The 25,966-nt window shown below is 44.9% G+C and carries 24 protein-coding genes, 22 tRNA genes and 1 pseudogene; 35 read left to right on the top strand and 12 right to left on the bottom strand.

Features of this window, described 5'->3' with window-relative positions; all coding sequences use genetic code 11:
- Positions 1–232 precede the first annotated feature (232 nt).
- Positions 233–1,192 (bottom strand): aldo/keto reductase, encoded by a 960-nt coding sequence (locus tag QUB66_RS25805; RefSeq protein ID WP_332970155.1) that lies wholly within the window; start codon positions 1,190–1,192, stop codon positions 233–235.
- Positions 1,193–1,317: 125 nt separating this feature from the next.
- Here QUB66_RS25805 and QUB66_RS25800 point away from each other — a divergent pair, with 125 nt between their 5' ends.
- Positions 1,318–1,968, top strand: a complete 651-nt coding sequence (locus QUB66_RS25800) for a DUF1802 family protein (RefSeq protein ID WP_332970154.1) — start codon at positions 1,318–1,320, stop codon at positions 1,966–1,968.
- Positions 1,969–2,046: 78 nt separating this feature from the next.
- On the opposite strand, the gene QUB66_RS25795 is transcribed toward QUB66_RS25800, so the two are convergent.
- From QUB66_RS25795 to QUB66_RS25780, 4 genes are read right to left on the bottom strand one after another with little or no spacing between them, the layout of a single operon-like run.
- Positions 2,047–2,685, bottom strand: a complete 639-nt coding sequence (locus tag QUB66_RS25795) for an ABC transporter permease (RefSeq protein ID WP_265238015.1) — start codon at positions 2,683–2,685, stop codon at positions 2,047–2,049.
- A gap of 33 nt (positions 2,686–2,718) precedes the next feature.
- Positions 2,719–3,180 (bottom strand): DUF29 domain-containing protein, encoded by a 462-nt coding sequence (locus QUB66_RS25790; protein ID WP_265238017.1) that lies wholly within the window; start codon positions 3,178–3,180, stop codon positions 2,719–2,721.
- A gap of 53 nt (positions 3,181–3,233) precedes the next feature.
- Complete coding sequence (locus QUB66_RS25785; RefSeq protein WP_265238019.1) at positions 3,234–3,992, bottom strand: ATP-binding cassette domain-containing protein; 759 nt, start codon at positions 3,990–3,992, stop codon at positions 3,234–3,236.
- 60 nt (positions 3,993–4,052) lie between these two features.
- Positions 4,053–4,667 carry an NUDIX hydrolase gene (locus QUB66_RS25780; RefSeq protein WP_265238021.1) on the bottom strand — a complete coding sequence of 205 codons (615 nt, stop codon included), beginning with the start codon at positions 4,665–4,667 and terminating at the stop codon, positions 4,053–4,055.
- 370 nt (positions 4,668–5,037) lie between these two features.
- Between QUB66_RS25780 and QUB66_RS25775 the strand changes: the two genes are divergently transcribed.
- Positions 5,038–5,304, top strand: coding sequence for a hypothetical protein (locus tag QUB66_RS25775; RefSeq protein ID WP_265238023.1), 267 nt, complete (start codon positions 5,038–5,040; stop codon positions 5,302–5,304).
- A gap of 249 nt (positions 5,305–5,553) precedes the next feature.
- On the opposite strand, the gene QUB66_RS25770 is transcribed toward QUB66_RS25775, so the two are convergent.
- Positions 5,554–5,973, bottom strand: a complete 420-nt coding sequence (locus QUB66_RS25770; protein ID WP_265238025.1) for a hypothetical protein — start codon at positions 5,971–5,973, stop codon at positions 5,554–5,556.
- A 508-nt stretch (positions 5,974–6,481) separates the two neighbouring features.
- Here QUB66_RS25770 and era point away from each other — a divergent pair.
- The 8 genes and pseudogenes from era to QUB66_RS25730 all read left to right on the top strand — a co-directional run bounded on the left by era (position 6,482) and on the right by QUB66_RS25730 (position 11,320).
- Positions 6,482–7,393: a GTPase Era gene (gene era, locus QUB66_RS25765; RefSeq protein ID WP_332970165.1), complete on the top strand. Its 912-nt coding sequence runs from the start codon at positions 6,482–6,484 to the stop codon at positions 7,391–7,393.
- A gap of 187 nt (positions 7,394–7,580) precedes the next feature.
- On the top strand, positions 7,581–8,171 hold the full coding sequence (locus tag QUB66_RS25760; protein WP_332970153.1) for a Uma2 family endonuclease: 591 nt from the start codon (positions 7,581–7,583) through the stop codon (positions 8,169–8,171).
- Positions 8,172–8,240: 69 nt separating this feature from the next.
- A complete protein-coding gene (locus QUB66_RS25755; RefSeq protein WP_332970152.1) occupies positions 8,241–8,381 on the top strand; it encodes a hypothetical protein in 141 nt (46 codons plus the stop codon).
- A gap of 91 nt (positions 8,382–8,472) precedes the next feature.
- Positions 8,473–8,671 (top strand): annotated as a pseudogene (locus QUB66_RS25750) (DUF433 domain-containing protein).
- Positions 8,672–8,818: 147 nt separating this feature from the next.
- A complete protein-coding gene (locus tag QUB66_RS25745) occupies positions 8,819–9,547 on the top strand; it encodes a hypothetical protein (protein ID WP_332970151.1) in 729 nt (242 codons plus the stop codon).
- 697 nt (positions 9,548–10,244) lie between these two features.
- Positions 10,245–10,466: a hypothetical protein gene (locus QUB66_RS25740; RefSeq protein WP_332970150.1), complete on the top strand. Its 222-nt coding sequence runs from the start codon at positions 10,245–10,247 to the stop codon at positions 10,464–10,466.
- On the top strand, positions 10,459–10,881 hold the full coding sequence (locus QUB66_RS25735; RefSeq protein ID WP_332970149.1) for a retropepsin-like aspartic protease: 423 nt from the start codon (positions 10,459–10,461) through the stop codon (positions 10,879–10,881). Before QUB66_RS25740 ends, QUB66_RS25735 begins: the two co-directional genes overlap by 8 nt.
- Positions 10,882–11,092: 211 nt before the next feature.
- Positions 11,093–11,320 carry a DUF2281 domain-containing protein gene (locus QUB66_RS25730; protein WP_332970148.1) on the top strand — a complete coding sequence of 76 codons (228 nt, stop codon included), beginning with the start codon at positions 11,093–11,095 and terminating at the stop codon, positions 11,318–11,320.
- 407 nt (positions 11,321–11,727) lie between these two features.
- On the opposite strand, the gene QUB66_RS25725 is transcribed toward QUB66_RS25730, so the two are convergent.
- The 3 genes from QUB66_RS25725 to petM form a co-directional block, all read right to left on the bottom strand.
- Entirely contained in the window at positions 11,728–12,645 is a 918-nt protein-coding gene (locus QUB66_RS25725) for an NAD(+) kinase (RefSeq protein WP_265238042.1), read from the bottom strand.
- 1 nt (position 12,646) lies between these two features.
- Positions 12,647–13,624 carry an NmrA family NAD(P)-binding protein gene (locus tag QUB66_RS25720; RefSeq protein WP_332970147.1) on the bottom strand — a complete coding sequence of 326 codons (978 nt, stop codon included), beginning with the start codon at positions 13,622–13,624 and terminating at the stop codon, positions 12,647–12,649.
- 196 nt (positions 13,625–13,820) lie between these two features.
- Complete coding sequence (gene petM, locus QUB66_RS25715) at positions 13,821–13,925, bottom strand: cytochrome b6-f complex subunit PetM (RefSeq protein ID WP_172189541.1); 105 nt, start codon at positions 13,923–13,925, stop codon at positions 13,821–13,823.
- A 122-nt stretch (positions 13,926–14,047) separates the two neighbouring features.
- On the opposite strand from petM, the gene pdxA reads away from it, so the two are divergent.
- Together pdxA and QUB66_RS25705 are read left to right on the top strand one after the other, a co-directional pair.
- Entirely contained in the window at positions 14,048–15,094 is a 1,047-nt protein-coding gene (gene pdxA / locus QUB66_RS25710; protein ID WP_332970145.1) for a 4-hydroxythreonine-4-phosphate dehydrogenase PdxA, read from the top strand.
- Positions 15,095–15,199: 105 nt separating this feature from the next.
- Positions 15,200–18,808 (top strand): OmpA family protein, encoded by a 3,609-nt coding sequence (locus QUB66_RS25705; RefSeq protein ID WP_332970144.1) that lies wholly within the window; start codon positions 15,200–15,202, stop codon positions 18,806–18,808.
- A 164-nt stretch (positions 18,809–18,972) separates the two neighbouring features.
- On the opposite strand, the gene QUB66_RS25700 is transcribed toward QUB66_RS25705, so the two are convergent.
- From QUB66_RS25700 to QUB66_RS25690, 3 genes are all read right to left on the bottom strand, one after another.
- Positions 18,973–19,800, bottom strand: coding sequence for a biotin--[acetyl-CoA-carboxylase] ligase (locus tag QUB66_RS25700; protein ID WP_332970143.1), 828 nt, complete (start codon positions 19,798–19,800; stop codon positions 18,973–18,975).
- 219 nt (positions 19,801–20,019) lie between these two features.
- Complete coding sequence (locus QUB66_RS25695; protein ID WP_332970142.1) at positions 20,020–20,955, bottom strand: polysaccharide deacetylase family protein; 936 nt, start codon at positions 20,953–20,955, stop codon at positions 20,020–20,022.
- 226 nt (positions 20,956–21,181) lie between these two features.
- The gene (locus QUB66_RS25690; protein WP_332970141.1) at positions 21,182–21,844 is read right to left on the bottom strand and encodes a glutathione S-transferase family protein; all 663 of its coding nucleotides are present in this window, start codon (positions 21,842–21,844) and stop codon (positions 21,182–21,184) included.
- Between the two features lie 511 nt (positions 21,845–22,355).
- On the opposite strand from QUB66_RS25690, the gene QUB66_RS25685 reads away from it, so the two are divergent.
- The 23 genes from QUB66_RS25685 (at position 22,356) to QUB66_RS25575 (ending at position 25,840) form a co-directional block, all read left to right on the top strand.
- Positions 22,356–22,429, top strand: a tRNA-Asp gene (locus QUB66_RS25685).
- A gap of 80 nt (positions 22,430–22,509) precedes the next feature.
- Positions 22,510–22,583: transfer RNA gene (locus tag QUB66_RS25680), tRNA-Cys, on the top strand.
- Between the two features lie 79 nt (positions 22,584–22,662).
- Positions 22,663–22,737 (top strand) — tRNA-Glu (locus QUB66_RS25675).
- A gap of 5 nt (positions 22,738–22,742) precedes the next feature.
- Positions 22,743–22,817, top strand: a tRNA-Lys gene (locus QUB66_RS25670).
- Positions 22,818–22,830: 13 nt separating this feature from the next.
- Positions 22,831–22,912: transfer RNA gene (locus tag QUB66_RS25665), tRNA-Tyr, on the top strand.
- Positions 22,913–22,946: 34 nt separating this feature from the next.
- Positions 22,947–23,021 (top strand) — tRNA-Arg (locus QUB66_RS25660).
- 7 nt (positions 23,022–23,028) lie between these two features.
- Positions 23,029–23,115 (top strand) — tRNA-Ser (locus QUB66_RS25655).
- A 4-nt stretch (positions 23,116–23,119) separates the two neighbouring features.
- Positions 23,120–23,192, top strand: a tRNA-Phe gene (locus QUB66_RS25650).
- A gap of 6 nt (positions 23,193–23,198) precedes the next feature.
- Positions 23,199–23,273, top strand: a tRNA-Asn gene (locus QUB66_RS25645).
- A 10-nt stretch (positions 23,274–23,283) separates the two neighbouring features.
- Positions 23,284–23,359 (top strand) — tRNA-Gln (locus tag QUB66_RS25640).
- Between the two features lie 8 nt (positions 23,360–23,367).
- A tRNA-Gln gene (locus tag QUB66_RS25635) sits at positions 23,368–23,441 on the top strand.
- A gap of 30 nt (positions 23,442–23,471) precedes the next feature.
- Positions 23,472–23,548, top strand: a tRNA-Leu gene (locus QUB66_RS25630).
- Between the two features lie 23 nt (positions 23,549–23,571).
- Positions 23,572–23,652, top strand: a tRNA-Leu gene (locus QUB66_RS25625).
- 4 nt (positions 23,653–23,656) lie between these two features.
- Positions 23,657–23,730, top strand: a tRNA-Pro gene (locus tag QUB66_RS25620).
- A gap of 4 nt (positions 23,731–23,734) precedes the next feature.
- A tRNA-Leu gene (locus QUB66_RS25615) sits at positions 23,735–23,808 on the top strand.
- 28 nt (positions 23,809–23,836) lie between these two features.
- Positions 23,837–23,910 (top strand) — tRNA-Leu (locus QUB66_RS25610).
- Between the two features lie 91 nt (positions 23,911–24,001).
- Positions 24,002–24,075, top strand: a tRNA-Leu gene (locus tag QUB66_RS25605).
- Positions 24,076–24,086: 11 nt separating this feature from the next.
- Positions 24,087–24,165: transfer RNA gene (locus tag QUB66_RS25600), tRNA-Met, on the top strand.
- A 4-nt stretch (positions 24,166–24,169) separates the two neighbouring features.
- Positions 24,170–24,241 (top strand) — tRNA-Thr (locus QUB66_RS25595).
- A gap of 93 nt (positions 24,242–24,334) precedes the next feature.
- The gene (locus tag QUB66_RS25590) at positions 24,335–25,174 is read left to right on the top strand and encodes a TIGR02452 family protein (RefSeq protein WP_332970140.1); all 840 of its coding nucleotides are present in this window, start codon (positions 24,335–24,337) and stop codon (positions 25,172–25,174) included.
- A 57-nt stretch (positions 25,175–25,231) separates the two neighbouring features.
- Positions 25,232–25,302, top strand: a tRNA-Gly gene (locus QUB66_RS25585).
- Positions 25,303–25,383: 81 nt separating this feature from the next.
- A tRNA-Arg gene (locus QUB66_RS25580) sits at positions 25,384–25,456 on the top strand.
- A gap of 310 nt (positions 25,457–25,766) precedes the next feature.
- Positions 25,767–25,840 (top strand) — tRNA-Arg (locus QUB66_RS25575).
- Positions 25,841–25,966 lie beyond the last annotated feature (126 nt).

Here is a 25,966-nt window from a genome sequence, read left to right as displayed (position 1 = left end):
CGGCGGTTGAAACCGCGTCTACACAAACGAAGATTTTAGATAAGACGGCGGTTGAAACCGCGTCTACACAAACGAAGATTTTAGATAAGACGGCGGTTGAAACCGCGTCTACACAAACGAAGTCCGCCTCCGCGGACTGAAGAAAATAACAAAATTTTAACCGCCCTGTCTTCAACCCACGGAGGCGGGTTTTGTTTTTATAGACGCGGTTTCAACCGCCGGGTATTCTATTTTAGAAGTTCCACATGACGGGATTGTCATCTAAACTATCTGTGACTGTTCGCCCGATCGCATCAATCTCTTTTAAATCCTCCTGACTCAGTTTTACTTCGGCAGCTTTGGCATTAGCCGCGACTTGTTCGGCATTGCGCGCGCCAACAATTGCGTTGGTTTGGGGCTGGGCGATTAACCACGCTAATGCTAAATTGCCCAAGCTTGTTTGGTGGCGATCGGCAATTGGTCTTAGTTGAGTCAATGCTGTTTGGACTCTGGCGTAATTTTCTTTGATAAACAGCTTGCTTTTGGCGCGGTGATCGCCTTCTTCAAATTTGTGTTCCGGCCCGAATTTACCTGTCAATATTCCTTGGGCTAGAGATGAGTAGGCAAGGATTGAGATATTGTTTTCTACACAGTAGGACATGGCATCTTTTTCTACCCAGCGCCAAAACAGAGAATAGGGTGGTTGCAAGCTGTCGATGCGTCCGTATTGGGCGGCTTCTGCTATTTGGGCGCGGGAAAAGTTGGAAACGCCGATCGCCCGAATCTTCCCCTGTTCTTTTAATTTGTTCAGCGCGTCCATTGTTTCTGCAATTGGTACTAACTCGGAATTCCAAGTACCGGCGGGCCAGTGGATTTGGTAAAGGTCGATATAATCGGTGTTGAGGTTTTTTAGCGATCGATCGCACGCCTCGACTACCAAATCGGGTTTTAGATGGTTGGCAAAAACTTTGCTAGCATAAACTACTTGCGATCGCACATCTGAAAGCGCTTTGCCGATAATTTGTTCCGAATGTCCTTCTCCGTAAACCTCCGCCGTATCAAAGGTAGTAATACCGGCATCAAAAGCGGCGCGCATAGCTTTGACAGTTTCGGCATCCTCAATTCCCACCCACATCAGCTTCCCGGCTTGCCAAGTCCCCATAATTATCGGGCTAATTTGAATTTCCGATGTCCCTAATTGGCGCTTTTCCATAGCTATAGCCCTAATTTGAATTTTTACTATTTACTCTCCAATTATCTAATTTTAACAGAAAAAAGTTGTTATAATTGCTGTCAAGTACCGATTTTTTTACTTTGGTTCAAACCAAACTAAATCCTATGAAATCAACTACTCGCGCGCTGAAAGAATGGAATGTAGCGGTTAATGCTTTGGAAGAGGGCAAAACGATTGTGCTGTTGCGAAAGGGGGGCATTCGCGAGCAAGCAGGACAGTTTAATGTGGCTGACAAGCAGGTTTTGCTTTATCCAACTTTTGAACACCAACAGCCTGATTTATTAAAGCCGGATTTTGCGAGTCAGGTAAAAACTGTAGAATCTGGTTGGCATCCAGAATTTATTAGAATTGGCAGTTGGGCTGAAATTACCGATGTTTTTTTAGTCGCTTGGGAACCGGCAATTACGGCGCTTTTTCCTTACCATATTTGGAATGAAAAATTTGTCGGCGACCGCATGAAATGGAAACAAAATCAGCCAATTTATATTGTGCTACTGCGGGCTTATCGACTCGCAGAAACTGTAGAAATTCCCTATGATTCTGCCTACGGGGGTTGCCGTTCTTGGATAGATTTGGCTAGTCCTATTTCTCTGGAGGGAAGCGAAGCTGTTTTGGGCGATCGAGAATACATTGAACGCTCAAATGAAATCCGTAATTCGATCGCGAATCCTCCGAATGCTTCTGGTTTGAAGCTTGCAGAAGACCGGGCGGTTGAAACCGCGTTTGTACAAACAAAACCTACCTCCGTGGGTTGAAGAATGGGCGGTGAAAATAACCTAAAACATAATTTTCTTCAGTCTGCGGAGGCAGACTTCGTTTTTGTAGACGCGGTTTCAACCGCCGTCTGATCTTTTCGAGAGGTGTCCTTCCACTAAACCCAGCCCAAAATCTGCCGCTAATGCCATTAAAGCTGACGGAATTGCCCCAGCTAAAAGTAACTGATTGTTGACTGTAGCAACGCCGCGAAAAATAAACACGCCCAAGCCGCCGGCACCAATTGCAGCGGCGATCGTTGTTAGCCCGATCGCAATTACCGCAGCAACTCGCACCCCCGCCAGAATCACACCCAGGGCTAGGGGAAGTTCGACTTGCCATAACACTTGCAGATCCGTCATTCCCATGCCTCTCCCGGCTTCCGTAATCGCCGGATCGACGCCAACAATCCCGGTATAAGTGTTGCGGATAATCGGCAGTAGGGAATAGAGTGTGAGGGCGATGATTGCCGTGCGATCGCCTATTCCTCCCAAAACGGGCATCGGAATTAGCAAGCCAAACAAAGCTAAACTGGGAATTGTTTGCATAATATTTGCAAATCCCAAAATCGGCTTTTTCAATTTTGGTTTTCTCGTGACTAAAATCCCGAGGGGAATCCCCACAATAATTGCGATCGAAATTGCCACAGTTACTAAATATAAGTGTTCGAGTACGCGCTGAATTATCTCAGCGCCATAGCGATTTAAAAATTCTATCATCGGGTAATTGGTTATTCCTGATTGCTGTCAATCTTATAAATCATTTTCCATTTCAGGACTTGGTTCACCAGGATAGAAGCGAGAGTCCAGAATTTCCTCTAAGCTGTAAAAGCAGTTTGGAGGAAAGGTTTTGAGAGGTAAATCGGTTTCTCCTACTGCCAAATCTCTACCGTTTTGATAAGCTTCTTGGAAAGCTTCTTGCAAGTAAGGTTTCAGACTTGGGTTATCCTGTATCAGCCTCTGAGTGTCCCGCCGCTGCACTCGAATTGTAGACAACCAGCTACGACTGCGCTGCTGGGGCTGATATTGCCACTTCAGCAAATGTCCTAGCAAAATGCTCAAACGATTTCTAAGTTCTTGACGTTCCTGTTTGCCCAAAGATTCAATTTCCTCAATTAAATTTGACAAGTCAAGTTCACTCCACTGACGCTTGCGAAGTAACTTGGCTTGTTGTTGTGTCCAAGCATAGAAGTCTGTCTGGTAAAGACTGTGCATCGTTTGATTGTCAGCTTAGTTACTAAAAATATATTATCAAAATTTTGCTAAAATCATTCAAATTTAGCTACTTGCAAACATTCAAGAAATGCGCGAGCTTCTGGATGCTGAGATTTTAGAAAATCATCGGGCGATCCCAATTCAACTAACCGTCCATCCTGCATCAAACCAATTTTAGAAGCTAACAAAAAAGCTTCTTGAATGCTGTGAGTCACAAAAATCACAGTTTTGCCCAGTTGCTGCTGCAATTGACCGAATTCTCGCTGCAATTCTAGGCGAGTAATGGGGTCTAAAGCGCCAAACGGTTCGTCCATTAACAGCAGTGGAGGGTCAGCCGCCAGTGCTCTGGCGACACCCACGCGCTGCCGCTGTCCGCCAGATAACTGATGGGGATAACGTTTGGCGAAGTGCTGCGGATCGAGGTTGACTAATTCTAACAGTTGGCGGACGCGAGATTGAATGCGATCGCCCTCCCAACCTTCCAGTTTCGGGACTAAACCGACGTTTTGCTCGACGGTAAAATGGGGAAACAAACCGATTTCTTGAATCACATAGCCAATTTTTCGCCGCAATTGAATGGGGCTCCATTCAGTTGTCGATTTTCCCATGACAAGCACTTCGCCGCTGGTTGGCGTGAGTAAATTGTTAATCAATTTCATGGTGGTAGTTTTGCCACTACCGCTGCGTCCCAGCAATACTAAAACTTCTCCTTGGAGCACTTTAAAATTAATTTTTTCTACTAAATGCCTGCGATTGAGGCGATATGTAACATCGAGGCATTCGACAGCAACTTCATGATTATTGACAGCCATGATTAGTTTCGGTGATGTTGGTTGTAATAAATCGTCAATCGGCTAGTGTGGCGGGAAAATCTAAAATCTAAAATCGTCGTGGTTTTGCCATTCTAGCAATAATGCTCGACATTGGAGGCAAGTTAATTTTTTGAGCAAGTCGCGAATTCCGTCGGGGGTTACAGGATATACGGCACCGAGAAGTTCGGGGTTTACTGTGACTGTCGGGTGCAATTCTGCTACAAAACCGTAGAGTTTTTGATTGGAGAATGAACTGTTGATTGCCCAGCCTGTGGTGTTGATTGGTTGGATGCGGGCGATCGCACTTTCAGTCACACCTAATTCCTTCTTTATTATACCTGGAACTGCGGCTGCTGGCGTTGTGTCTTCTGGTACGCGACCGCCGGGAAAATCGAGGGTGGCGGATGCCACGCCGGGGCGATACATCGGTGAGGGAAACAACAATTTGTCAGATTGAACAGTCAAGATTACAACTGAATCTGCTCTTTCTACCCGCCAATATTCTACTATTTTTCCTTCGGTAGTTTCGAGATGTTCGGCGATTAGCTTTACCCAGTGAGAGTTGATTTCTACAAAACGATCTAGAGTTTTCCAATGGGATTTGGCAGTTTGGTTCATATCAGAAGGAAGTTCGGCAACGAATTTTGTAACGGATGTAACGGATGGATATTGCATGAGGATCAGAAACCGGGTTTTTGGCGTCTACTTCGTTGCATCCCACAGATTCGGTAAAAAACCCGGTTTCTAAGAGTCGGAGTGCGTCCAAGACTGAGGAATTAAGAACCTCCTAGCCGTCGGGTGCGGTTGCTGTGAATCCGATGTTTTTACGATCGTAATTGATCGCTGTCGATCGCCCAAATAGCCGATCGACCTTTCCACCTTAGAGCCACTTGAGCCCCTCTCGATTGTAAATTTTTGTAACAAACTACACATTGACCCAGATAATTCAGTAACATAGACTACATAATCAAAATTTATCTGCCGCTCTGGGTTGTTAAAACCCCGCAAGGAGTGCAGACTCTTAGCTCGACAGACAGGAGTAATTATGCAACTACAAACAGATATTCGTACTTGGCAATCGCAACAAACGCTAGCTGGCGCCGCGAGTGCCTTCGACTGGGAAAAATTTGGCTGCGCCGTACCTGCACCCAAATTGGTTCCTTCGATGTGGGTCAAATTGTTCAATCCCCCAACAGCATTCAGTTTTGACGAAGCATGGCTGTTGTGTCAGTGTTCCGAGGAAAAGTGGCTAGCTTGGATTCCTGATTATGGGGAAATTTTGCTAAGTACGAATGAATTTTGTGCTACTTAATCGAGAATTAAAGTGTTAAAATCCATATGCTCAGGGATTCACAGCATATTTTTGGGAAAAAACAGGTTTCTCTGGAATTATCTCGTTTGTAGTGAGGAATTTAGTCCTCAGAAATTAAGAAGGACTAAAGTCCTCACTACAAACCAATTAATTGACATTTTGCAACAAAAAGAGCAATAGAAAGTCTATTGCTCTTTTTGTGTAAAAACAGTCTCTAGTTTTTGTCTTCAGACAGCGGAACTGACTCGCTTATTTGCAAACTGCACGGTTATTTGCGTTTCTGACAATCGTGCCTACTTTGCCATTAATCATAATCGGGTTCTTGGTGCTGGCCCGGATCAAGCGGGGCTGTTTACCCAGACATTCTTTGATTGATTCTGCCCAGGTGGTGAGAGCGCTGGTGTATTCTGTACGAGTCGCTGGTGCGCGAAACTCATCGGTAATTAGGTGATCCGTGGTGATGCTGGTGTCAGTAGCAACATTGGTAATAATAGGAAAGTCAAAGGCTTTGGGCAAGGTTCTTTCAGGAATTTTGCCTGGTACCATCTGGTAGTTCATTGAGCCACCTTTGTAGTCAATACCTGCTTGGGGGGCTGTTTGAGCGAAGGCGGGAATAGGCAAGCTGGCTACCAAGACGGTGCAGCAACTCCAAAATAATTTCGATTTCATCCGATTCATCTCCTCAACTTTATGACGGTTAGCATTAATTAGATAGTCTCCAAAAACATTAGCTTCAATTAGAAAAAATATGATGCTAATGAACTTTTATCTAGATTTTGACCTACCTAATTTATTACCAGACATCTTCAAAAGTGTAAAAACTGGTTGGTCTGACAAACTGTAGAATGGTTTCAGTTGAGTAAGATATTTACACATCTGAAGTTGTTACAGCATTGTAGACTCGGTTTTACCAGAATGATTCATTTTTGAGCGATGTTATGGGAACTTTATCAAAGTTTGTCTCAGATATCAAGTTTTGCCGATCGCACATCACATCTTAACACTGTCCCAGCAGCTCGATCGCCCTTTGAGTGTTATGCGCTATACCAGGGCTTTGAAAGATGCTACAGTGCATCAATGGGCGTTTGAGTGTTTTCAAGCGACAATAGGCAGAGAAGGGGCTTGAAAATAGGTGAATTTAGTGGAAGATAGCAAGATTATAGACTTATCGGAAATCATGAGTGTTCCCGCGGCTCCTGCGGGTTACAAATCGGGCTTTGTGGGTATTATCGGGCGGCCGAATGTCGGCAAATCCACGCTGATGAATCAGTTGGTGGGGCAGAAAATTGCGATTACTTCGCCGGTGTCTCAGACGACGCGCAACAGGCTGCGGGGCATCCTGACGACGGATGAGGCACAAATTATTTTTGTGGATACTCCGGGAATTCACAAGCCACATCACCAACTGGGTAAGGTTTTGGTGCAGAATGCGCGCACCGCGATTCAGTCTGTGGATGTGGTGCTGTTTGTGGTGGATGGTTCGGTGGAATCGGGTGGGGGCGATCGATATATTATTGAAATTCTCAGCAATTGCAAAATTCCGGTGATTTTGGGGATGAATAAGCTGGACGAACAACCGGAGGATTCCGTGTTGATCGATCGCACTTACGAGCAAATTGTCAATCCTGAGTGGCCAGTCGTCAAGTTTTCGGCTCTCACGGGCGAGGGTGTCGAGCCCCTGCAACAATTGTTAATCGAACATCTGGAGGTTGGGCCCTATTATTATCCGCCAGATTTGGTCACAGACCAGCCGGAACGCTTTATTATGGGCGAGTTGATTCGGGAACAGATTTTGCTGCTGACGCGGGAAGAAGTGCCGCATTCGGTAGCAATCGCGATCGACATTGTTCAAGAAGAAGCCAAAATTACGCGCATTCTGGCGACAATTCACGTCGAACGGGATTCCCAAAAAGGTATTTTAATCGGTAAAAGCGGCAGTATGCTCAAGTCGATCGGCAGTGCGGCCCGCGAACAGATTCAAAAGTTAATTGAAGGCAAAGTGTATTTGGAGTTATTTGTCAAGGTGCAGCCGAAGTGGCGGCAGTCGCGCACTCGTTTAGCGGAATTGGGCTATCGCGTGGAAGATTAAAACTATTGAAGTTCCATCCAAAGAAGAACAAGAAAAAATAGCTAATTTTTTGACAGCGATCGATAAAAAGATTGAAGCCATTGCCCAACAAATCGAATTAACTGAACAATTCAAAAAAGGGTTACTGCAAAAAATGTTTGTGTAAATCGTTAAAATAGTACCAAAGCTAACCAAGGAATGATTTCCCATGATTGCCATTAAAGAAAACTTTCCCCAACTCTCCCCCGCAGAATACTTTGCTTGGGAAGAAAAGCAACTCGAAAAACACGAATACATCGACGGTCAAGTGTACGCCATGAGCGGCGGTAGCGTCAATCATGGTCGCATTGCCATCAGACTTACTGCTATGTTCGATAATCATTTAGAAAATAGCGGCTGTATAACGGGCAATTCTGATGTCAAGATTAACATCGTTGAAGCCAGTAACTATACTTACCCCGATGCTAGTGTAACCTGCGACGAACGGGATAAAACCACAACCCAATACATTACCTATCCCTGCCTAATCGTTGAGGTACTTTCTCCTAGCACCGAATCCTACGACAGAGGCGGCAAATTTAGAATGTATCGCAAAAATCCAGCCTTACAAGACTATTTATTAGTCAGTTCTACCAGCATCGAAATAGATTTGTATCATAAAAAAGATACAGGTGAATGGCTGATCATCAACTATCAAGCAGGCGATACCATAGAACTCAAAAGCATCAATCTAAGTTTTGCCATTGAACAAATCTATCGCAATCTCGACCTTACCCCAGAAACAACACCTGAAAAGTGAAAAAACTTGTTACAAAAAATGTTTGTGTAAATCGTTAAAATAGTACCAAAGCTAACCAAGGATAAACCCATGTTAACCCTAGAAATGGCAATCCAAAAAATCCAACAATTTCCCCCCGAACAGCGCAATAAAGTTATTGAATATATCGAATTTCTGGAATTTCAAGCCCATCGACAAGCTGAGTTTCCCACTTATAGCAATGCTGTTTGAAGCTGCACAGAATGGGAAGCCTGAAATCCTTTCCTGTAAAGGATACATTCTATGCAGCTTCACAGAAAAATGGTATTACCGAGTGTTTCTTATGAACTACCGAAACCACATCACGATCGAAGCAAATAAACGCGGTGGTAAGCCTTGTGTACGCGGCTTGCGAATTACGGTTTATGAAGTGCTTGAATACCTGGCTTCCGAGATGACCGAAGCAGAAATTCAAGGGCGATTTTCCCGATTTGACGCGGGAAGATTTAAAAGCCTGTATTGCTTTCGACATCACAAGTTGAAAATTTGCTGCATCGGGATTTTAACGCGATCGAGTTATTTTATGAAGATGAGACTTTATCGCTGCTTGCTTTATCATAATGCACCGCAACTGCGATACAATTATAAGTTAGACAGACATAATTGATATATGTAATTAAATTGCTACGATGATTCTACCACACAGACATACTCTTTTAAAAGCACGTAAATTATATTCACAATGTGCGAACAAAGTAGAAAAAAGTATTGCAGCCCAAGGACTTACTCCATTGCTCTCAACCCAAGTTATTGGAATAGGTGTTGCGACTGAATGGGTAAGACGTGCGGCAGAGATGGACAACATTCATTACATGGGTAAGAATTTAAATCAATCGAAAAGTAACGATTTGTTTATTGAACTTTTACGATTTAACTTCTCGTGGTTTGCTATTAATGCAATCTATACTCGGAATGAGCTGCTGTCTTTATTCGGAACTCCCTCTGATAAAAACAGTGAATACTCAGCATTTTTGCTTCTGTACACTCCTGCTTTACTACCAAATGCAACAGTACGCTTGCAGAAACTTCATCGGCTACTGAACACACCAATTACAACACGGTTGCCCAACACTAACCATTCTGTCTCAACACTGGAAGCTATCTCTTTGAAATACTTGCCAAACAACATTAAGGGGCACCCTGCAAAACTTGTGAAGGAAGCAGTAGAGGCAGGAAATGCTAACTCTCTTGATATGCCTACCCTTTTATACGTATTCCGAAACTGGTCTGTGCATGGCAATACACTACACGGTTGTTTTGGAAGTCATCCCAGATTCCTCGAATATGTGTCTCTCCTTCAAGAGACTTTAGCTGACGTACATTACGGGACAGCTAAAAAACTTATGAGCTTACTATAACCCTTTAAAACCCCAAAACCTGATAACCCTTTCGAGCTATCAGGTCGTCACCTCGACCCGCCCATGAAGTAACTTGCATCGTGTGGTAGGCAGTCAGGGAGTTGCGCTGTGTCCTGCTAAGTAAAGCAGGCTAAACTTTAAAGATGATTATTGAAACGCAAGTGGAATAACATTTTCAAAATATATTATAGCCCACTTTCCGCAGGTCTTAACATAAAATCTGGAATTTTTGGCTAAAAAATGGCTCTCTTCCATTCTATACAAGCGTTATAGCCACTCTATAGAAATATTAATTTTTGTTGATAATTATTTTTATACGCTCGACTTTTTGGCATAATTGAGAATTATTATCAAATTAAATCTCTAGAATGACGTTTTCTCGTCAAAATACTTTTAACTGTGTTCAGAAGTGCGGAATGTGGGTTAAATGATTGTAGAGTCAACCTTGGCGTGTCTAACACGTCATGGCAACGGACGGTCAAAAAATTTTGGTGCTGAGTTTAAGCTTACTTGCCGCCGCTGCATTTTGCCGTTATCTCGTAAACGCTGCCTGAATTTGGAGATGATTCGGAAGCTCGATCGAGAGCTTGACCTACAGAAAATTGGTAGAATCAATAGATACGCTTCGATCGCGCACCCATGCAACAAGCTAGTAGATCCAATCTTTTCGCCAAACCTCAAACGAGGAGATTTTTAAATGCCATTGGCTGAACTCAAGTCCCAAATCCAGGAACTTTCAAAAATTGACAAGCTTCGGCTGATGCAGTTTCTGGCAACAGAACTGGTCAAAGAAGAAGATGCAACAAACTTTTTTGTTGCCGATCGAGAGTATCCGGTCTGGTCGCCTTACAATTGCTCTGAGGCTGCCAATGTTTTAATGAATCTTCTGACGACAAAACAACAAGAACAGAATGATTGACGCTCAGAGATTTCCCTACAAAATCATTGACAGCAGTCTTGGCATGGTCGATCGAATGCCGTATCTGCCATTGACACTCAGCCTGAACGGTCAATCCTTAAACGCTGAGGGCTTATTAGATACAGGCGCAAGCGTTAATGTTTTGCCCTACGAGTTAGGGCTACAACTGGGCTTAGTCTGGGAAAATGAGACACTCTCAGTCGTATTGGCTGGGAATTTGGCTCGATTTGAAGCCCGTGCAGTCGTTGTTAATGCTCAAGTTAGTTCATTCCCAATGTTTAACCTGGCATTTGCCTGGACACAAGCAACCAATGTACCTTTGATTTTGGGGCAAGCTAATTTCTTCTTCGAGTTTGAGGTCTGTTTCTTCCGGGCACGTTCAGAATTTGAAATCCGTCCTAAGCAGAGTGAATAGAAATGAAGAAACTCCAACTATACCGTTATCTCGCAAACGCTGCCTGACCTTGGAGATGATTAGGAATCTCGATCGAGAGCTTGACCTACATAAAATTGGTAGAATCAGTAGATATGCTTCGATCGCGCACCCATGCAACAAGCTAGTCTATCAAAAAAAAATGTTTGTGTAAATCGTTAAAATAGTACCAAAACCAACCAAGGAGAAACCCATGTTAACCCTAGAAATGGCGACCGAAAAAATCCAACATTTTCCCCTAGAAGAACGCAATAAAGTTATTGAATTTATCGAATTTCTGGATTTTCAAGCCAGCCAAACTAAAACGATAGAACCAAAAAATGATGACTCCGATCGAGAACAATCCTTTTTTGAACTAGCCGGAATCTGGGAAGGAAAAAATATCACCCTAGACAACATTCGCAAAGACGCATGGGGGTAAAGAAAACTAATGAAGACACTCCAACTATAGAACCCATTTGACATCTTTGAGTTTTTGGGTTGGGTGACGAGAAATACCGAGAGAAACCCGGTTTCTGAGATTTACGCTAGGGGCGAGAAACCGGGTTTCTACGAGTCTTTGGTTGGGTGACGAGAAATATAGAGAGAAACCCGGTTTCTGAGATTTACGCAGAATAGATCTCAAATGGGTTCTATACCGTTATCTCGTAAACGCTGCCTCACCTTGAAGATGATTCGGAATCTCGATCGAGAATTAAGGATTCCGTAGGAGATTCCGATCGAGCTTTATCCTGCGAAAAAACTTAGAAACCTGAAGGCGAAGAAAAACCCGCCCTAAAAGGACGGGACTTTAGCCATCCGCTACACTCCGCTAATTACCAACAACTATCAAGGCAACTCAACGGAATTCGGTTTGGCAATGTGAGGCAAACCCCAGCCTAATTTTTCCCGCAAAATGTGGAAAAACTCAAAGGATTGTATCCGAACAAAACGCGCTGGGTAGGGCGATCGCTCCACTTGCACCCAATCCTCCGGCAAAACATAACATCCGCCGTTCCCATCTACCACCATTACCAGGCGATTCGGACTCGCCGGCAAAATTTTGACCGGTTCAGTGTTGGAAAACACCAAAGCCCGCGAAGCCATCGAATGGGGGCAAATAGGGATCAATTGCAGCACCGGTATTCCGGGAACAATTACAGGCCCGCCGGCAGAAAGGGCGTAAGCCGTCGATCCTGTCGGAGTCGAGATAATTACTCCATCGGCGGCAATGTCAATAGAGGCGTGATTCCCGATCGCGACTTCAAAATGACACATACAAGTCAGCGGTTCGCGGTGCAGCACCATTTCATTGAGACAAAGCGCTTCCCAAAGGCAGTCATTTTCTCGAAACAGCCGCACGGCCAGCATTGACCTTTCTTCTATTTCGTATTCTCCAGCGATCACTTTTTCCAAAGCTTGCGGGAGCAAGTTCAGATAAGTTTCTGTTAAAAAGCCCATATGACCAGTATTGACAGTCAGCAGTGGCACTCCGATGGGAGCAACTTGGCGAAACGCAGACAGCACCGTACCGTCGCCACCCAAAACCACTGCAAACTCCATGTCACTGTCAAAACCGGGGGGGACAAGTTGGTCGATCGGAGTGTGGCACATGGGGCGATCGGGACTAGAATAGCCCAAAATTCCCCCGGCACCGGAAACCGCGCAGACCTCCCAGCCGCGGGCAGTCAGCTTGTCTTTCAACTCTTCGGCGATGCGACAAGAGACTGGTTTAACGTCGTTGTATATAATTCCAGCTTTCGGCACTTTAAAAAGTAAAGGGCATTTTTTGTTTACTCCGTTTTTTAGTCTTAAGCTGCTCGTACTCTATTTCCTTGAGCTTCTTCATAATCAGATTAAAGTATTCTTCGAGATAAGACTCCAAAGTAGTAGTTTCTTTGGGGTCAATTCCGAAGACGCTATAAACTTCATCCATCGGAGCTTTCAAGGGTTTTCCGGCTGCTAAAACTTCTGAAAAAGCCAATCTGTCAGCTACGTTCCAACTCCACTGAAAGAACTTAGCAAATTGACGAGTAGCCTGCAACAAGGCATCTGGCGTGCGGGTGATTTTGGCTTGTTTGCCAGAAAGCCGCTCGCACAACCGCACAATTTCCTCAGCATCCCAAGCTCGATTTCCCACCACCGGAAAGGTTTTTTTCTCGGTTTCGGGAACGGTAAGAGCTCGGACGGCAAACTTTGCCACGTCCTGAGTGTTCATATAAGCAAGGGCTGACGGCTTGTTGGGCAGCCAGACTGCCTGATTGTCCAAAATCGGCATTGCGTACAGGTTCACCAGTCCTTGCAAAAATCCGCAAGGTCTCAAGATTGTGTAATCTAAACCGGATTCTGCTAAGAAAAGCTCGGTACAGCGCTTGATTTCCAACAAGGGAACTTGCGGATATTTCTCAGCATCGAGAAAAGAAAAGAATATATAACGCTTGATGCCTGCTGCTGCTGCTGCTTGGATTAGCGATACTTTTCCGTCCCAGTCTACTCTTTTGATGCTGACAGAATCTGCCGCGCTGGCTGTTGCTGCATCGATGATAGCAGTGACGCCTTCTAGTGCAGGAATCAAGCTGTCGGGCTGACAAAGGTTCCCCGGTACGAGTTCAGCGCCCCATTCTTTCAAAAATGCAGCTTTTCTGTAATTTCTGACTAAACAGCGCACCTGGTAGCCCTCGTCTAGGGCGCGGCGGGCTATTTGGCGGCCGAGGGTGCCTGTGGCTCCTACAATCAATAAAGTCATCTAGGGATTAATTTATGAATCTTAAACTTTCTATAAGATAGTATCAGGTTTTCGTTATGTTTTTTATAAAAACTTAACAAAAGCCTGATTTTTTCTCATTTTGGACTTGAAAGCTTCGGCAGCAGGCTGGCTCTGGGTGGCAGGCAGAAGCTAGAAGGCTTAACTTAGAAGACTTCTGAATGATTGTTACAAAAACTTATTCTTCGCCGCCTTGCAGTTTGAGCAGGAGGAAGCCTCCGCCTATACCCACGAAAATTAGGGAAAAGGACAAAAAGGCTGCATTGAAAATTTCAGGATTCATGATTTTATATGTCTAATTGGGCGATCGCATTAAACAAAGATAATATAATTTGGGGCAACCAGCTACATGAATGCTAAAATCTCACTGCTGAAATTGCTGTATTTTTTGGGGAGAAAACTGCCTTGAGTCTCGATCGGGAATCAAAACTAGCTGTAACTCTGGGAGATCCGGCGGGAATAGGCCCGGAAGTGATCCTCAAAGCCTTGGCAGATCCGGCTGCTGCTTTGATGGTGACGGTTTTCGGCTCGCGGGCAATTTTGCAGCAAACTTACGATAAGTTGCGATCGATCGATCCAGCAACCGCAGCGGCAAATCCCGAAACATTAAACATTATTGATATCGAACCAGACAGCAAGTGGGGTGAAATTGTCCCCGGTGTCGGGAATGCGGCTAGTGGGGCGGCTAGCTTTGCGTACATGGAAAGCGCGATCGCCCGTACCCTTGCCGGCGAATTCTCGGCCATTGTCACCGGCCCAATTTCCAAAACTTGCTGGCAAGCGGCCGGTTACAATTATCCTGGACAAACAGAACTCCTCGCAGAAAGGGCTTCATCGCAGCGGTTCGGAATGCTGTTTGCCGCCACATCTCCTCACAGCGGTTGGACGCTGGTAACTTTACTCGCTACCACACATATTTCCCTGCGTCAAGTACCGGATGTTTTGACTCCAGAATTGCTCAGCGAAAAACTAGAATTGCTGGTAGACTGTTTGCGGGAAGATTTTGGGATCGAAAGACCGAAAATTGCGATTTCTGGCTTAAACCCTCACAGTGGGGAAAATGGCAAACTGGGAAATGAAGAGCAAGATTGGATGATACCGTGGTTGGAAACGCAGCGCGATCGTTTTCCTCAAGTGCGGTTAGACGGGCCAGTCCCCCCGGATACCATGTGGGTAAAACCAGCTAAAGTTTGGTACGGCTTAGCCAAAGAAGCTCACGACGGTTACTTGGCAATGTATCACGACCAAGGCTTGATTCCAGTCAAATTGATGGCTTTCGACAAAGCAGTCAACACTACAATTGGCTTACCCTTTGTCCGCACATCTCCCGATCACGGCACAGCTTTTGATATTGTAGGTCAAGGAATTGCCGATGCCTCCAGCATGACAGCAGCATTGCAGTTGGCTGCCCAGTTGGCTAGTCGCAGAGTAGCAGCTAAAATAGGGCAATAGCTTTAGTACGTCTGACACTGCGCAAAATTGTGTTCGCTGGCGCGAGGCGGCAAGCAAGCTGGTTATTTTAGTCGATCGGTTAAAATCAGATTTTGGTAGCACAGTATGGCAGCATCTAATGATAATTCAAGCAAAATATATCAGTCAAAAACAGAAGTGTCAGAGGCACCTGTGGCAAGTTCTAAAGCTGGAGATCAACTTCAGGAATTGCTAATCATACTGACTGAAATACAGTTACTTAAGCAATTTAAAAAAGAACCTATCGAACTGAAGTTACCGCCCTCTGAAAAGTCGGCAGAGCGACTTGAGGAAGAAGAAAACCGGCGCAACCAATTGTCTTTTCTGATCGAATCACCTGCTGTTGTGCCGGAAGTGTTGAATAATCATGAAGAGATACCATCTGAAAGACTACCAAAAAATAATCAGGCAGCAGATTTATCTAGAATCGCGAATGTAGCCAACAATTATCGACCGTCGGAGGAAGAATTAGAACAAGCAGTGGAGGAGTTTAAGCGGTTGCAGCAACTGCTGTTTGAAAGGGATTTGCCAGAATTTTATAGTAATATTTTCAGCGTCGAAGAAAGGTTGGAAAATTTTGAGAACCTCATGTCTGAACCGAAAGAATTGATAAATTTATTAAAGCCGTTAATCCCTGAGTTGGTAACAGAGGAGTTAGAGCGGTTGAAGTCTGAATTAAACAACGCGATCGAACTCGCCAGCAACGATAAAATGAATCGCCTGGAATTTCAGGCAAAATTAGCGGATTTGGAAAATCAAATTGCTAACTTCAACCACCAGCAACTGCCGAATCCTGAACAGTTAATCAAACGGCTGATGCCGTTAGTGGGCGAGATGCTCAACCGCAAGGTAGAAGAGTCTAAATTAGAGGTAGCAGCGGCGATCGCACCGACAATCAATCAAGTAATTGATAATCAAAACGGACTGGAAAAACAAGTAGTAATAATTGAAGATAAATTTGCGAATATTCAGCAGCGTTCCCAGCAGCAACCAGAAGATTTAATCAAGCATCTAGTGCCGATAGTTAGCGACTTGCTGAACCGCAAAATTAGTGAATTAAAGTTAGAAGTTATAGCAACTGTCGCCCCTTCAGTACAGGTAAGAATAGCTTGGGTAGAAATAGAAGAAAAAGTATTGAGCATCATTGAGGGCCGGCTGGCTACGCAACAGTCGCCAATTCAGAAGCCTGAAGAGATCATGGCGATGTTGATGCCGGCAATCACTGATTTGCTGAACCGGAAAATCGATGAATCAAAATTAGAGGTAGCAGCGGCGATCGAACCTTTGATAGAATCAGCAATGCTGCAAAGAGAAGTTCCAGGAAAATTGAGCGATGTAGAAAGTAGACTAAATAATCTGCACCGACAGCAAAAGTCTCAGCCGGAAGAAATTATGGCACGGTTGATGCCGTTAATGATTGAGTCGCTGAATCGCAAAATCGACGAGACAAAGTTCGAGGTGAGAGAGGCGATCGCACCTGCTGTCAATACTGCTATTCAAAACAGCGGTATTGCAGCACAAATATTGCAAAATGAAAATAAGATTGTCGAAGTTCAGCAGCAAGTTTTAGCTGAGATAGAAGGGTTGATGGGCAGAATCATGCCTGCGATCGTAGAAATGCTGTCTGGAAGCATTCGGGAAGCAAAGTTAGAGATAGAATCTGCGATCGCCCCGGCTGTCGATGCGATAATTCAGAATAAAAGGATTGATGAAAGACTGGGGAATATCGAACAAAAGATTGTGGCGATCGAACACCGGATTTATCAATCGACAGACTTGTTTACAGATTTACTAAAACCTTTGATTGACGAGCTGATGGTTAGCCATCACACCCAACTGCAAAAATCGGTGATCCAATCTATTTTACCATTATTAGATGAAGCGGTAGGTTATAATTACAATCTCAACGTTAAAGTAGAGGATCTCGATCGCAAAATAACTGATGCGGAATGGGGAGGCGATCGGGAAGAATTAGTGGCGAAAATTAAAATGATTTTCCCCCAAATGATGCTCCAAACAATTAATGAGTCAAGACAATTATTTGCCGAAACCATAGCTCCGATAATTGATGAAGTAATTAATATCAAAACCCGAGAAAACAGGCAGTCGATGGGATTAGCCATAGCGGCGTCTCTTCCTGTGGGAATCAGCAACAGAATCAGTGAATCGCCCGATGAAATTGCAATGGCGATCGCACCAGAAATTGCCTCTGCCATCAGACAGCAAATTGTTCTCAAACAAGAAGCCATGTCAGATGCACTCTATCCGATCATTGGCAGCACAATTTTAAAATATATAGCCGAGACGATGCGGGATATTAACGAAAAAATCGAGAAATCGTTAAGCCCAGAGGGAATTACTCGCAAAATTAAAGCCAAATTGCAGGGAATTTCTGAAGCTGAATTGCTGATGAAAGAAACAACACCATTGACTGTTAAAGCTGTATTTTTAATCCAAGCAGCATCAGGCTTAGTAATTTCGGCAGTGCAGCCGTCTGAAAGCGAAGAGCTAGAATCAGAAATGATATCGGGGATGCTGACTGCTATTCGCTCTTTTGTCAACGACTGCATATCTCAATCGGGAAATTTTGCAGAGATTGATGCCATAGAATACGGGACATCTTCGATCGTATTGGAAGTAGCCGGTTCGTGTTATTTAGCAGTAGTTATCGAAGGAGGAACTCGCCAGTGGTTTAAGTACAAAATGCGAGCGATATTCAAAAATATTGTTCAAGAATACGGGGATAAAATTCAGGCATTTAACGGAGATCCAACCTGTGTACCTCCTGAAGTAAAATTGAATTTGCAAAAGTTAATCGATACAGAGGTAAAAGTTAAATCTGCTAAAATTCCAATTTTACCAATAATCGGTTTGGCAGCGTTAGGTTTAATTGGCGTACCTTGGGGTATTCATCAATACCGCAGCTCAATTGCAGCGACTTTAGAAGCAGATACAAATTTAGCTTTACAATCTGCTCCCGACTTATCGGTTTATCGCCTTGTGGCAGATGTCAAAGATCAAGTATTGGAGATTTCGGGACGAGTGCCCAATCAAAAGCTGCGAGCGAAAGCAGAAAAAATCGCTCAGCAAGCCGCTCCCAAATTAAGAATTGACAATAAAATTATAGCCGTTGAAGTGCCTCCAGATCCAGTTTTAACAGAAGCCGATGTCAAGCGGACTGTGGCTCTTTTGAATAAATTAGAAAGCATTAATATCTCGGCTCGTTATGCAGAGGGAAAAGTCGCCGTTGCAGGGAGCGTGAGCAAAGCGACAGATGCTCAGAAAATCACTCAAGCTTTTGAGAAAATTCCGGGGGTGAAGTCTGTAACAAATACAGTGGGAATAGGCACTCAACCGCCGTCACAGGCGATAGATGTTCGCCTTTATTTTGGTGTGGGTTCGGCAATTATGTCGCCGAAAGACGTAGCACAAAAGCTTGGAAAAGTCAAGGAATATATGGAGGAAAATAGCACGAAGAGTTTGAGGGTAGTTGGTTACAGCGATTTTAACAGCAGTCCTGCGGAAAATCAAAAGTTGGCTCTGGAAAGGGCGATAAATGTGAAAGCTGCTCTGGTTAAACAAGGAATAAACAGCAATAGAATTCAAGTTGCTTCTACTAAGGGCCGTCCTGAAGGTGTGGAGGCGAATCAACCGCTGTGGCTGAGCAGATTGGTCATATTTGAGGTGCTAAATTAAATTTGGGAATTGGGAATTGGGAATTGGGAATTGGGAATTGGGAATTGGGAATTGGGAATTGGGAATTGGGAATTGGTAATTGGTAATTTTCCTAATGACTAATGACGAATGACTAACAACTAATGACGAATGACGAATGACGAATGACGAATGACGAATGACTCTTAATTTAATCGAACTCGCCCGGAGGTAAAGGCTTGTATTCGATCGCCCAAGCATACTAACAACCGGCCGCTTCCGTCAATCCCGGCGGCTTTTCCGCAGATGGTTTCCGAGGAAAGCTCGATCACCACATTACACCCAATCAGGGCATCGCGGCGGCACAATTCCGGCAAAAGTGGCGTTAAACCGGACTTTTGGGCGGGCTTGTCTGTGGTGGAAAACATATCGGCTAGTTCGAGTAAATAGTGCCGCAGTCGATCGAGCAAACACAATTCATCGGGCACATTACTAGCAATAGAATGCAAGCTTACCGCATTGCCGATCGCCCTTTCATCCAATCCTGCCGCCGCGAAATCTACGCAGCGGTTGAGTCCAATTCCCACAACGGCGCGAGTGCCGAAAATTTTACCAGAAGTGGCTTCACAGAGAATTCCGGCTAATTTGTGGCGATCGATCCAAACATCATTCGGCCATTTCAGGCGCAGCATATCGCGGCATTCGGGCACCAAATCCTCGATCGCGAAAATCACAGCTAAACCGACTGCTAAACTGAGTCCGGGTAACAAATGGGGATTGAGGTTGTCGAGCACAAAACTTGCAGTCAAAACACCGTTTGGGGCGTGCCAGGTGCGATCGTGTTGGCCGCGCCCGCTGGTTTGCCGCTTAGTAAATATTACATCTCCGTGGTGCAGTTGCGCCGCGCGGGCGATCGCCCAACTGTTGGTACTCGGACAGGTATCTAAGGTGTGCAGCCAGTGACGCACTAGCTCGCGATCGACGACATTTATCAACTCAACTCCATTCTGTTCTAATTTGTTGAGTTCTCTCATATCATCTTATCTCAAAAAATACTATTATCTTCGCTGATTTATTATAGAATTTAATTTAAAATCTATCGCCATTTTTTTCTCTTTGATAACTTAAGCACAGGAAATCAGAAACCCAATTTCTTCGTAGATATCTAGTTGGAAAACCAATATTATTGCAGAAAACGGGTTTCTCTAACCTGAGCTTTATCGTCGAAAAAAGACACGCAATTCCTACACAATTTACGCTGCTGATTCCCCTTGCATTTCCAGCAACTCAGGAACCGTCACAAACCGATATCCCTGCTTCTTCAAACCAGCAATCATCTCCGGTAAAGCCTTAATAGTACGATATCGATCGCCCCCGCCATCGTGCATCAACACGATCGCCCCCGGCTTCGCACCCTTCAATACATTATTAACAAAAGCCGACGGTTGAGCGCGCGGATCGGTATCGGCAGAAGTTACCGACCACATCACCACAGCATAATTCTGCTCTTTAGCATACTTAGCTAAGCCATTATTCAAAACACCCCCCGGCGGGCGGAAAAAAGTAGTCTTAACTCCCGTCGTTTCGTAAATAAGTTTAGCCGTGCGATCGATTTCATTAGCCGCCGTCGCTGCATCCATCGGATCGTACCAGTGATGCCACGTATGATTGCCGATCGCGTGACCTTCTGCGACAACTCGGCGAGCAATATCAGGAGAATTTTCGATAGATTGACCTAGCCAAAAAAAAGTTGCTTTAACATCATTTTGCTTAAAAATATCCAGCATTTGTTCCGTCGTTTCCGGCCACGGGCCGTCATCAACAGTTAAAGCAATCACTTTCTCAGAATCTTTGACTTTTCCCTCAAAAACAGTTGTTCCCTGAAACTGTTCAGGCGGCACAAAAGTCAAGAGTTTTTCTTTGGATTCCAATACGGTGAGAAGTTCCTCAATTGTGCGATCGAGATTAAACGCTGTTTGATTGTCCCCAACCTTTTTTACTAACGGATTTACGGTTAAGGATTGGTTAAGGTTCTGTACCTGCATCGCGGCGGTTGCAGGGTTGCCGCTTCCCTGTTGGTTTCCTGGCATCAGCATACCGAGGATAAAGCTAATCGTAGCAGCGGCCAGGGCGATCGCCACAAAACGCCATTCTTTTCTCAGTTTTTGAAACAGATGATTTCCCCTCACTTGAGATTCCTTTCGCTTCACACTGCGGATAATGATAATGGGAATTTCAGGGAAAAAACACTGAATTTTTTATAAATATCTCTCAGCGGGGATTGACAGCGGGATCGGAAGGGCGATCGAATGCGGGCGATGGGAAGGAAGCGGGCGATTCACGGCGGGCGATTCACGGCGGGCGATTCAAATCGCGCCGAAACAGACGAAACCCGAGCTCAGAGGGGTTGAAGAGTTAAAGCCTTGCCGCCAGTAAATCCCGAATAATTGGGATTTTCGCCGCAATTTCTGCTTGAGGCACCTCCGTTTGCTCAAAGCTCGATCGCCCTGCAAGTCTCGCGCCCCACTGCTGCAACTTCGGATACTCATCAAAAGATATGTCAAACATCCCCACAGAACGCACCGCAGTCCCCGCCACGACTTCCGCCAAAGAAAACTGTTCGCCAGCAAAAAAAGTGCGTCCATCCACCAGCAACCCCTCAAAAAACCTCAACACCGTTACTATCTGCTGTTTAGACTGTTCCAACTTCTGTGCAGTGTCTCCCGCTACACCCAGCATTTGACGTGTTAATGGAAACATTGCCGGCAACAGTTCATTTAACGTCACCATTTCCACCATCCGCACAATTCCCAAGGCTTTCGCCTCTGTCGGTAGCAGTGCAGGCGTCGGGTATTTTGCATCTATATAATCCAGAATTGCCAGAGATTCCACCAAAGTCAAATCTCCATCCACTAACACCGGTATGCGGTGGAACGGATTAATTGCCAGAAAATCCGGCCCAAATTGGTCGCCATCGAGGTTAAGTGCGATCGGCTCAAACGCAATCTGCTTTTCCAGAAGTGCCACCCATACGCGGCGAGAATTCAGAGACATCGGAGTGTAGTACAGTTTCAGCATCGGATTTACCACGCGCTACAGCACCAGTTTAGCAGCCAAATGTCTTGATTCTTCGTGTGTTCGGAGGAGTGGGAGTGTTGGTTGGGGCGATCGACTACCATTCAAAAAAACTAATTTCAAAAAAAGTTGTATTACCCCCTTGACATTCTTGTAACACGCAATGTAGTATAAATGTATGGCGAAGGGGAAAGAGCTTCAAAGCATTATCCCAAGAGCAATACGAACCTTGAAAACTGAATAGATCATTAATCATGTCACATAATTGCGGACATTTGGCGGTGTAGACTCCGGCAACCATAACTCCCTAGGGTTGTAGTACGCGGAATCAACCGCCACCCCGTCCAAACTTCAGTAATTCAAGAACAAAATATTAGACCTATTGCAAAAATAGCTAGGACGGGCTCTTCGGCCTATCCCACAAGAGAAAAAACTTTTTGTGGGATGGGCCGAAGAGCCCGTCCGAAAATTTGATTACAAGGACTTTTTCAAGAGTTCTATTGTTCATTATCACGGGGGTATAGCTCAATCGGTTAGAGCAGTCGCCTGTCGAGCGAAAGGTTGCGAGTTCAAGTCTCGTTACTCCCGTCAAAGTCCCGCAGGCAAAAGTCAATCCGTCACCCTCTCTGGCGTGAAGATTGCGAGTGCAAACCTCGTCGGGACTCCCAGGTTAGGTGGCTGAGCGGCCCAAAGCGTCGGTCTGCAAAACCGAATTTCGCGGGTTCAACTCCCGCCCTAACCTCTGTTTTTGCTGATTCGCAGGAGCAATCTAAAATCGCAATCTAAAATCGCAAATTCCCAATCTAAAATCTAAAATCGATAGTGCTGTAGGCAAATGGTTTAAGCCGCTTGGTTTTCACCCAAGTGATCTGCGGGTTCAACTCCCGTCAGCACTTTGTGTAGGTCGTTGGCAGAATGGTTTTGCAGCCGCCTTTTAAGCGGATGGATCGAGGTTCAATTCCTCGGCGACCTACCAAATTTTCAATATTGGGTTGGCCCTCCTATTGGTGTGGGTAGCTGTCTGTAAAACAGTAGCTTAAAGCGTTGTTGGTTCAATTCCAGCCCGACCCATTTGCAACTGTATGTAATATGCAATTGCGATCGAGAGAATGTGTTGTAACTGGACAACAATTCAGTTTGCGCAACTGAAGATTTGGGGGTTCAAATCCCTCCGTTCTCGCTCAATTGGAGAAGTGGCCGAGAGGCTTATGGCGCTTTCCTGCTAAGAAAGAGCGGTTTAACACCCGTCGGGGGTTCAAATCCCTCCTTCTCCGTTTTCCCCCGATAGCTCAGTTGGTAGAGCGCTTGTTTGAAGAACAAGGGGCCGTCAGTTCGACACTGACTTGGGGGATTGCGTTGCCTCATAGCTCAATGGTAGAGCTGCACGCTGTTAACGTGATGGTTGTAGGTTCGAGTCCTACTGAGGCAGCCATTTTTTTAATTGCCGGGTAGACAAATTGGTAAAGTCGCCTGTCTCTGAAACAGGAATTTATGTAGGTTCAAAGCCTACCCCGGCATTCAATTATTCGGAAGTCGCCTAATTGGTATGGCACCGCTCTTTGAAAGCGGAACAATGCAGGTTCAAACCCTGCCTTCCGAGTTCTGCTTTTCTAATAGCAGTAATCATGACGCTCCTGTAGCCCAATTGGCAGAGGCCGCAAGCTCAAACCTTGTGTTGTGTAAGTTCAAATCTTACCAGGAGTACCAAATGTTTCACTAAGTTTATACTTGCTCTTGTGGCGGAATTGGCAGACGCGGCAGACTTAAAATCTGTTCTATTTTGATTGTGAGTTCGAGTCTCACCGGGAGCATGAACGGGATGTGGCGCAACTTGGTAGCGCGGCGGCTTTGGGAGCCGAAGGTTGCAGGTTCAAATCCTGCTATCCCGACTTTACCTCTGTGATGTAATTGGAAAACATCATCGAATCAGAATCGGTGTTTTGCAGGTTCAAATCCTGTCAGGGGTACTTGGCTAACAGCCAATTTCTGCTATTTGCTCTCGTGGCGGAACGGCAGACGCGCTAGTTCGAGAAGCTAGTTTTATACGGGTTCAAATCCTGTCGGGAGCATGGATTTTCCATAAATATCGGAGGAAGTTACAATGCTTAAAATAGTCTATGAATCGCAGCTATTCTGTAGAGAATCGCTCAATTAAAATTTGCCCTTGTAGCCCAATTGGAAGAGGTGTCTCGCTTAGAACGAGAAGGTTGCTGGTTCAAATCCAGCCAGGGGCATTTGGTAATATCGCGGGGATGGAGCAACGGTTAGGCTCGGCAGTTTCATAAGCTGCAAATCAGCAAGTTCAATTCTTGCCCCCGTCACCAAATTGCAGGTGTGATGTAACTGGCAACATAAGGCTCTTGTAAAGCTTTTATGTGAGTTCAAATCTCGCCACCTGCTTGTCCTAAAGTTAAGAAGGAGTCTATCTAATTATCCTAACTTTTTTATAGAGGTTACAGCGCTAATTTTCACCAGCAAATCCGAGTAAAAAGCATGAAAAGAATTGCCATCGCTCAAGACACGCTAAAAATTATCGAAGATGGTTGCTACTTGTCCCCTGAAGGCAAGCAGGTTAAGATCGATCGCCAATTAGCATCCTGTCTTGCTGGGACAGCATACTACGAACCCGAAGCCCTGTCAGCGATTCAGGAAAATGTTCTCTCCGGTACTCCCCAATTCTCAAACGAATTTATGGTGAGAAATGAGACAACGCTGGTGGGGGCTGAGCGTACAGCGCGATCGCACCAATTTGCAAAAATTGCAGTCCTAAACTTCGCTTCTGCTAAAAATCCGGGTGGTGGATTCATCAAAGGCGCTAAAGCACAAGAAGAAAGTTTAGCACGTAGTTCTGCACTGTACAAAAGCCTTTTAAAATGTCCCCAATACTACGAGTATCATCGCTCTCAGAAATCGCTGCTCTACTCCGATCGACTCATTTACTCTCCCGGTTGTCCAGTATTCCGAAAAGATGATGGAACTTTGCTTGAGGAACCTTATCTTGTAGATTTCATCACGAGTTCAGCTCCCAATGCTGGTCAAATTTGGAGACAAGAGTTAGAAAGTAGCGAAAAAATACGCGAAACCCTGTACGGACGCGGTGCGAAATTGTTAGCATTAGCTGTTGATCAAGGCTGCGATGCCCTAATTTTAGGTGCTTGGGGATGTGGCGTATTTAGAAACGAGCCATCAATGGTAGCGCAGATGTTTGCAGACTTTTTATTACCGAACGGTCAATTTTATGCCAGATTCAAAAGCGTAATATTTTCCGTCCTCGACTCTAGCGAAGAAAAAAGGACATTTGTAGAATTTGACCATCGATTTTCATCGAATTAATCAAGCTTTTTCAGAATGAGGAGCAGCATCTAAAAGCAGTTTTACATTTTTAATTTTGCGGATATGGTGTAACGGTAGCATTCGAGTCTTCCAAACTCTAGGCACGAGTTCGAGCCTCGTTATCCGCTTTAGCAGTCCTGTAACTCAACGGTAGAGCATTTGTCTTACAAGCAAGGGCGGGGTAATATCATGCCAGGACTACGAATTTAGGGAGTGTAGCTCAATGGATAGAGCGCCGCGCTTCGGACGCGGATGTTGTGGGTTCGAGTCCTGCCACTCTCGTTGTTTTTACTTGAATTTAAGGAGGTTGATTCCATTGAACGGTTGATTTTTATATTAAAAGCGATCGCCCTTTTGCGTGTCCCAATCTTTGGAGCCTACATACTTTAGTACGAGAGGAAAGGTAACGCTGTCAAAAACGGCGTGCGTTTGCGAACGAGGAGTGCAATGAACCCGATAGGTAGGCTTAGAAGTAGCCATCCTTTAAAGAGTGTGTAGTAACTCATCGGCGGAGTCCCTCTAGTAACTGAGAAAACGCAATGCTCCGATAACTTGCACGCGAAGTGCGATCGCACAATTCAACAAAAAATACGGGAGTGTAACTCAACTGGATAGAGTGTCGAGCTTCTACCTCGAATGTTGTGGGTTCGAGTCCTACCGCTCCTGCTCTCTGGGGTTCGTAGCTTAATTGGTAAAGCATCTAACTGGCTAGAAAGACAGGGCTATTTCATTCTGGTTGAGTAGCTGATATGATAATAAAGTATTGTAGTCATTCACATGATATGTCATGTC

The organism is Microcoleus sp. A2-C3 (assembly GCF_036706065.1).
GTDB lineage: Bacteria > Cyanobacteriota > Cyanobacteriia > Cyanobacteriales > Microcoleaceae > Microcoleus.
This window is presented reverse-complemented; position numbering and strand designations above follow the sequence as displayed.

Bases quoted from the DNA above. Each gene is read 5' to 3' on its own strand.
- QUB66_RS25805 (WP_332970155.1), bottom strand. From the start codon at position 1,192: ATGGAAAAGCGCCAATTAGGGACATCGGAAATTCAAATTAGCCCGATA.
- QUB66_RS25800 (WP_332970154.1), top strand. From the start codon at position 1,318: ATGAAATCAACTACTCGCGCGCTGAAAGAATGGAATGTAGCGGTTAAT.
- QUB66_RS25795 (WP_265238015.1), bottom strand. From the start codon at position 2,685: ATGATAGAATTTTTAAATCGCTATGGCGCTGAGATAATTCAGCGCGTA.
- QUB66_RS25790 (WP_265238017.1), bottom strand. From the start codon at position 3,180: ATGCACAGTCTTTACCAGACAGACTTCTATGCTTGGACACAACAACAA.
- QUB66_RS25785 (WP_265238019.1), bottom strand. From the start codon at position 3,992: ATGGCTGTCAATAATCATGAAGTTGCTGTCGAATGCCTCGATGTTACA.
- QUB66_RS25780 (WP_265238021.1), bottom strand. From the start codon at position 4,667: ATGCAATATCCATCCGTTACATCCGTTACAAAATTCGTTGCCGAACTT.
- QUB66_RS25775 (WP_265238023.1), top strand. From the start codon at position 5,038: ATGCAACTACAAACAGATATTCGTACTTGGCAATCGCAACAAACGCTA.
- QUB66_RS25770 (WP_265238025.1), bottom strand. From the start codon at position 5,973: ATGAAATCGAAATTATTTTGGAGTTGCTGCACCGTCTTGGTAGCCAGC.
- era (WP_332970165.1), top strand. From the start codon at position 6,482: ATGAGTGTTCCCGCGGCTCCTGCGGGTTACAAATCGGGCTTTGTGGGT.
- QUB66_RS25760 (WP_332970153.1), top strand. From the start codon at position 7,581: ATGATTGCCATTAAAGAAAACTTTCCCCAACTCTCCCCCGCAGAATAC.
- QUB66_RS25755 (WP_332970152.1), top strand. From the start codon at position 8,241: ATGTTAACCCTAGAAATGGCAATCCAAAAAATCCAACAATTTCCCCCC.
- QUB66_RS25745 (WP_332970151.1), top strand. From the start codon at position 8,819: ATGATTCTACCACACAGACATACTCTTTTAAAAGCACGTAAATTATAT.
- QUB66_RS25740 (WP_332970150.1), top strand. From the start codon at position 10,245: ATGCCATTGGCTGAACTCAAGTCCCAAATCCAGGAACTTTCAAAAATT.
- QUB66_RS25735 (WP_332970149.1), top strand. From the start codon at position 10,459: ATGATTGACGCTCAGAGATTTCCCTACAAAATCATTGACAGCAGTCTT.
- QUB66_RS25730 (WP_332970148.1), top strand. From the start codon at position 11,093: ATGTTAACCCTAGAAATGGCGACCGAAAAAATCCAACATTTTCCCCTA.
- QUB66_RS25720 (WP_332970147.1), bottom strand. From the start codon at position 13,624: ATGACTTTATTGATTGTAGGAGCCACAGGCACCCTCGGCCGCCAAATA.
- petM (WP_172189541.1), bottom strand. From the start codon at position 13,925: ATGAATCCTGAAATTTTCAATGCAGCCTTTTTGTCCTTTTCCCTAATT.
- QUB66_RS25705 (WP_332970144.1), top strand. From the start codon at position 15,200: ATGGCAGCATCTAATGATAATTCAAGCAAAATATATCAGTCAAAAACA.
- QUB66_RS25700 (WP_332970143.1), bottom strand. From the start codon at position 19,800: ATGAGAGAACTCAACAAATTAGAACAGAATGGAGTTGAGTTGATAAAT.
- QUB66_RS25690 (WP_332970141.1), bottom strand. From the start codon at position 21,844: ATGCTGAAACTGTACTACACTCCGATGTCTCTGAATTCTCGCCGCGTA.
- QUB66_RS25590 (WP_332970140.1), top strand. From the start codon at position 24,335: ATGAAAAGAATTGCCATCGCTCAAGACACGCTAAAAATTATCGAAGAT.